This window comes from Mesorhizobium sp. M1A.F.Ca.IN.020.04.1.1 (assembly GCF_003997315.1).
In the GTDB taxonomy this organism is placed as follows: Bacteria; Pseudomonadota; Alphaproteobacteria; order Rhizobiales; family Rhizobiaceae; genus Mesorhizobium.
Map to the genome: position 1 here is coordinate 1 of NZ_RZSN01000250.1, position 6,177 is coordinate 6,177.

Below are 6,177 nucleotides of genomic sequence, written 5' to 3' on the forward strand. Positions count from 1 at the left end.
AAGCAGGAACGCACGATGCGGATCGAGCTTGGAATGGCGGCGGCCACCACTGGCTTTGGGCGCCAGGCTCTCGGTCTCTCGATAGTTCCTCATCAGGATAACGACGAACGAAACCGACACCTCAAAATGTGCCGCCGCCGCACGCCGAGAATGGCCCGCCTCGACAAACCGCACAACACGTTCACGCAAATCGAGCGAATAGGGCTTGGGCATGGCAAATCACCTCCACAAGGAAGTGAACCACAAACCTTACATCAGCGGAATCCTTCGCGATTCAATCTGATGGTCCGACGCTCTAAAGCCAGTTTTAGAACGGGATAAGACCGGAGAACGGAACGGAGGTCCATCGGTCGCCGTCGAAGATATGTGCCGCCTCGTCGTCAAAGGTTACGCAGAAGTCGTCGTTCGAGGAAAGATAGTACCCTGGCCTCTCGTAAAGCGTAGCGAAGGAGCCGTCTCCAGCGATCTCGTCGATCGTTTCAGCTTCTAACGTGGTTAGCAATCGACCTTTGAAAGCGTGAACATCCTGCAGGCTGGGACGATCTTCGGAAATATCGGTCCAAGAACCTGAGCTGTATAGAAAGGCGACGCCTTCATCCCCAACTGCCACGCCTTTTTCCGGTGTGGTGAAGGCGATTCCGTGCAAATCGACGTTTGTTGGAAGATGCTCAACGGAGGCGGTGCCCGCCACATAGGTAATTATCCGGCCGGATGAGGCGGCGAAGACATATTCGTCTCTCTTCCTTCGTGCCACTGAGTAGATATCCTGCTTGCCGCGGAAAGAGATTCGTTGCCATGAGCCGCGCCGGTTCTCGAAGATGAGACCATCCTCACCCATTATGAACTGAGGTTCATCCGCGAAACCGGTGAGTTTGATCGTCCCCAGAAGATCAACAGTGGCGATCGGTTCGACCCTGTCTCCGATCAATAGGATTTGACCATCCCAGACAGCTCCAAAAAGCTTGCCAGAGCGGTTGGCCCAGATCGACGCTACCCAATCTCGAATCTCGGCGACGAGCCGGACCTGGGGATTTCTTCGCCCGCTAAAATGATAGATGCGAGAAAGATGATCGCCAGGGCCGAGTTCCTCGTAAAACAGGCAGAAAAAGGCGTCGTTTACGGCGATGTGTGCGTCGGTGCATTCCATCGATCATACCTTTGGTACGTCACATTTGACTTCGTTGAGCCGGTCTTGGCTCCGTTTTCTGGTGGCCCATTTGAAATAGGTGTCACATATGGCCTTCAGGCATTCCTGGGCGTCAGGGCTAGCGGCCAGCTTAGGAAGGCTTTCTGCTGTATGCTGAAGTTCGGCGTCCCGAGCCTCTTCATATGTTTGCGAACAGGCACCTGACTTACCGGCACCTTCCGCTCGGCGCTGCGCTGCCGCCCGCTTGATCTGCTTGCGGGACTTTTTGCCATGCTGCGTGGTTTTTTTCTTCCCGTCGTTGAGGCAAATGCAAGGCGCGTCGCCCTCGGTATAACGTCGGAAGGCACCTATTGGTCCGCCACCACGCTCGGGTTCAAAAAAGGCATTCTGAATGACGTGGTCGGACTGCTGTTTTCCTTTCTTGCAGTGATTGTCAGCCTCGTCATAAGGGTGCACATGGATGTCAATCGAGGCAAGCAACGCTAAGCAGTTCTGTCCGCCTACGGACAAGGACGCTATATGAACCCAAGGCGGGGTGTTGCCTATTGGAGATGCATGATTGTTAGTAGCAAGATCCGTATTCCGGATAACCGGCTCGCCATCGAACTTTACGTTGTTTGACCAGGAGTTGAAGTACTCCTTGCCGGTGTTCTTCGAAGTGATAACGCCCTTCTTGGCGGCACAGCCCGCCTCTGTCCCGGACGTTTTGGACAAGTCGGATTTGTTCTTGATATTGACGGTCTTCCCGCCGATCTTGACAGTGCTCGTCCCCTGCTCGGTATCGCTGGCCATCCCGAAGCTGGGATACGGGATGGGCACTCCAGGGGGGGTTGCTGGGTTTTCGGGTGGCGTGAAGCAAACGTCAGGGAATGCAGCAATTGTCTGGGCGTTCACCGCCTTGCCGGAAATTTCCAGACCATTCGCGAATACATTGCTCACTAGTCGAATCTCGTTGCAAAGAGTGCGGCGCCACATGCGCCGGCATCGTTCGATGCTTCGATTAGCACTGGACTGCCGGCGGCATATCCCTTGCGGGCAGCCATCCAAGCCATGCCAATCATGAGCGGACCTGCTGCCGCGCCCACATTGCCAAGCGATTCGCCTGGGGACCAGATGTCCTGAAAATCGTGACGGCCGCGCAATAGACGCAAGCTTGCCAGTGCGCTCTGCTTAAACCAGTATTGCTCACCGATTAGATCGGCAATGCGATAGCCGAGTCGGCTCATCTCGATGCCCGTTTCCTTGAAGGCTATGTCGTATGCCGCAGTCATACCATCGCCGCGCAAGGGCAAGTCGTCGGAGTTGTAGATCGACGCGACCTCGCGGGCCAGGCCGAGGCCGAAGAGGCGAAAGCCACCACGCCCCGATCGCAGGCACAGAACTGCCGCAGCTGCTTCACCGGGGATAAAACCGTTGGGATTTTCGGGCGCCAGAAGTCGATTGTTCTTCTGGTAGTGTTCTATGGCCGGAGCCGTCAGATAGCTGTCGACGCCGGCAATCATCACGTAAGGCGCCTCACCCGATGCAATCATCCTGCGCGCTTGTTCCAGCGCCACATGGCCCGATGCACGATCGTGATTGATAATGCGCGAGCGTGCGTGGGGCTCGACATCGATAATTTCAGCGATATGGCGAAGCAGGCGACCTCCGTCGGCTATCGGCCGGCCCGGCCGGCTCTCTTCTGCCAAGCATAGAATGAGCGCGGTCTGACCTCGTGCTTCAGGAACGCTTTCGAAGGCCTCGCAGATCGCGGCGGCGGCGAGGTGGGCCATCCGCTTTTCGCCGATCCATTCGCGTGGCAAAGGCACCGGCGCGCCGGTCAGCCATTGACCGCTTGGTCCCAGAAAGCGAGTTTCCTGAAAACCGTCGAGGCGGGCGCGCATCGCTGCGCAGGCCGAGGGCGCATCAAGACCGACTGCCGTCACCATGCCAATCGCGGCTATATCGATGGCGATACTCATGCGTCTTCAGCTTCGTCATCAGGAACAGTGAGGCTGGCTCGAACATAAGCGCGCCCACTGGCGCGTGCTCGCAGCATTGACTCGGTCGGCGGCCCGACCCAGCATTCTGAGAAATCGAGGATAGTCCGCTGGATGCGTTGCGAGACGCGCCAAACCAGCGAAAAGCGGCGCTTCTCAGGCTCGAGGAGAATGGTGTCGGGGAAAACATCGGCCTCGTATGCTTTCTGCCTGCCCTTGAACAGTGTCATCGGCAGCGCAGTCGAGGGCAGCCGGAAGCTTACGCGCCCTTCCGGCGTCAGGTTCACCAACACCACCTCTTCGCCACCACGCGGATGATCGATTTGCTGGTCAGGCGGCGCCATCTGGAAGTAGCGCTCGTCGAAATCCTGCGGCAGGAATGGGAACACATTGTCGATCCAGTTCTGGTCATAAGTGCCGCCATATTCGATGCGGCCGGGCCAGCCTCGCCCCATCGGCCCGAAGCTTATCGGCTGGTAGTCGCCGAAGGGGGAGCGGATTTCTTCATTGACCGCCTGCGTGTTGGGCAGCCGCAGGCCTGGAATGAAACGCTGGTTCTTGGCGCGAGACCAGCCGGTGCCGACCGGGTTGTATTTGTAGCTGGCGGGAAGCTGATCCTCGGGGTCCAACCGGTCGACGCCGCCCCAAGCGAAATCGTAGGAGATCGGTAGTTTCAGGAAGGGCTGCGGTGCAGTTGCGGTGAAGACCGGACCTATGGCCCGCCACTCCCGGTGGCCGACCACTTCGAAGAGCTTCGACCAGTTGCCGACCTTGATGCCGACTGGTACCCGTTCCGCCGGGCGTTCACCCGGTGCATAGGCGCAGCCATTGGCAATCACGTCGCAGCGCGGCTTACGGAAGGCGAAGTCGGTCTCCCACAGCGTCGCTGAGTAACCCGGCGCGCCGGTATGCGTGTCAGCCATGACCAGCGGAACTTGCTCCGCCGATTTCTGCACGAGGCCGCCGGGCTTCTCCGGAAAATCGAACGTGCCCTTCACCACGACCACGATCCACTCATGGCCGGCCTTGTCCATGCCCATGGTGAACTGATGCGGAAAACCCAGCTGGTTCCAGATCTGCATCAGCTGGTCTCCCAGCTAGCGGCGAAGATCCGCTCCACCGTCTTTTGCGGCGCCTGCGGGTCGACGTCGAAGATATCCGTGCGCGCGGTCCACATGACGAGGTCGTCGACAACATCGCCATCCTCATCGACCGCCGGGGCAGGCAGGGCGCCCAGCGCGGCATCCAGTTCGTCGGGCGTCAGCTCGCCCCGTTGCGCGGCGAAGGCCGCTTCCTCGATGCGGTCGAACCAGGCATCCGAATAGGCCAGCCTGAGCGGCGCCTCGGCAAGCCGTGCGACGACGCTGAGCGGGAACTGTCGGCCGACCTTGTCGGCGCTCTGCACGATGACGCCGGCCGAGGCGCCGAACGAGGCGGGGCCGGCGAGGAAGCGCAAGGCAGTGTCCGTCTGCCAGGCATCGTGGCCAAACAGCGGGACGATCTGCTGCGCCAGCCAGCGATCCCAGACGCGCACGAAATCGCCCGGCAGCCGCCGCGTCACGAAATCGCCGGTGGCGGGCATCTTGCCGTAGAAGCCGGTGCTCATATCTGCGGCGGACATGTGAACTTCTTGAACATCTCGAGTGTGTAGGGGTTCTCGACGCTGGCCGCCTTGAGCTCGAAATCGGCATACATGCCTTTCGTGCCGAGGCGCAGGCTATAGACGTCGGATAGGTTGGTTCCGGCGAACTTGCCGCCGCGCAGCATCCTCAGCCACGCCCAGCTGCCGGTCTCGTTGAGCATCACCTCGGGCGAGCCGTCGACCGGCTGGAAGGCGAGCGAGATCACGCCGGTGCCGTCCTTGCCGGGCCATGTCATCGGCTGCGGCCGGGTCGCGTTGTTGTAGTAGACGAGGTTCTGGCCATCGAGGTTGAGCGTCACCCGCGCCACGTTGGGCGACAGGTCCTTTGGCTCCAGCGTGAAGTTCATCACCGGGCCGGTGCCGCCGGGAAACAGGTCGTCGCGGATGTGCCGCGCTTGCTCGAACGCCGCCAGCGCGGCCGCGTCGAGGCCGAAATCGGCGCGCCATTTCCACGGCTGGCTGGCGGTGTCGACATAGTTGATCAGATGGTCGTTGATGAAGGCGTCGATCAGGCCGGCGGGGCCGAAGAGGCGCTGGAAGTCGCGCACATTGACGTCGACCGCGCTCTCAGGGCTGAACGGATAGCGGTTGTTGAGCGCCGCCTGGCAGAAGGGCAGGATGTCGGCGCGCCAGATGGCGTTGAGCTCGTTGGTGACCGCCTTCTGCGACAGGCCGCTGGTGTCGCCGGCAATCCCGCCCAGCCAGTCGTTGATCGGCGAAGGCAGGATCTGCGCCTGTCTTGCGACCGCCCCCGTCAGCTCGGCCAGGCCGCCCTGCTTCTTGATGGCGTCTTGCGGGTCGGGGTTGGCCGACACCGTCTGCAGCACATTGGACAGCGCCGTCAGCGCCACCACGGCTGCGTCGAGCGCCGGCGGCTGGCCGTCCACCTCGGCGATCGTGCCCTTGAGCGGCTTGAAATGTTCGGCCACCAGGCTGCCGGTCATGTCGACCTGCTCGGCCGAGCCCGCGCGTGGCAGTAATTTCGCTCCCGTCTTCACGACCTTGCCGAGTTTGCCGAGCTTGGAGAGCAGCTTCGAGCCGCTCTTGGCGGCGGCGCCGTTCTTGTCATCAGCCGGCGCCTCGTCGGAACGGGTGAGATCGAGTTCCTGCACGACCGCGGTGAGGAGGCGTTTCAACGCGGAATCGGCGCTCGAAAGGTCCTTGAGATTTTCGCTGGCGACGTTGAGGTCGGTCAGCGGCGCCAGCCGCATGTCGCGCAGGAAGCTGTCCCACTGCGAAATGTAGTCGTCGTAGTAGAGCTTCAGAATGTCTTCGGACAGCGCCGACACCGAGGTCTCGGCATTCTCCGAGCAGCCGCCGGCAAACACCGCGCGATCGAGCGCCGCCTGCGCCGCCACATCCTCGACGCGATCGAGAACGGCGTCGTGGAAGCCGGCATAGGTGTAGGC

General features: G+C 60.8%; 7 protein-coding genes. All 7 read right to left on the minus strand.

Annotation, left to right across the window (positions count from 1 at the left end; genetic code table 11):
• Positions 1–213: helix-turn-helix domain-containing protein (locus EOA49_RS33805; RefSeq protein WP_164749318.1), on the minus strand; the 213-nt coding region annotated here is incomplete at its 3' end.
• Between the two features lie 94 nt (positions 214–307).
• A complete protein-coding gene (locus EOA49_RS29510) occupies positions 308–1,147 on the minus strand; it encodes a hypothetical protein (protein WP_095823908.1) in 840 nt (279 codons plus the stop codon).
• A 3-nt stretch (positions 1,148–1,150) separates the two neighbouring features.
• The gene (locus EOA49_RS29515; protein ID WP_245460837.1) at positions 1,151–2,086 is read right to left on the minus strand and encodes a DUF4150 domain-containing protein; all 936 of its coding nucleotides are present in this window, start codon (positions 2,084–2,086) and stop codon (positions 1,151–1,153) included.
• Entirely contained in the window at positions 2,086–3,108 is a 1,023-nt protein-coding gene (locus EOA49_RS29520; RefSeq protein WP_095823906.1) for a beta-ketoacyl synthase N-terminal-like domain-containing protein, read from the minus strand. Before EOA49_RS29520 ends, EOA49_RS29515 begins: the two co-directional genes overlap by 1 nt.
• On the minus strand, positions 3,105–4,208 hold the full coding sequence (locus EOA49_RS29525; protein ID WP_095823905.1) for a DUF2169 domain-containing protein: 1,104 nt from the start codon (positions 4,206–4,208) through the stop codon (positions 3,105–3,107). Before EOA49_RS29525 ends, EOA49_RS29520 begins: the two co-directional genes overlap by 4 nt.
• Complete coding sequence (gene tagF / locus EOA49_RS29530; protein WP_127240058.1) at positions 4,208–4,747, minus strand: type VI secretion system-associated protein TagF; 540 nt, start codon at positions 4,745–4,747, stop codon at positions 4,208–4,210. The genes EOA49_RS29525 and tagF overlap by 1 nt, the downstream gene beginning before the upstream one ends.
• The coding region (gene tssM / locus EOA49_RS29535; protein ID WP_127243512.1) for a type VI secretion system membrane subunit TssM at positions 4,729–6,177 on the minus strand (1,449 nt) is incomplete at its 5' end. The genes tagF and tssM, both read right to left, overlap by 19 nt.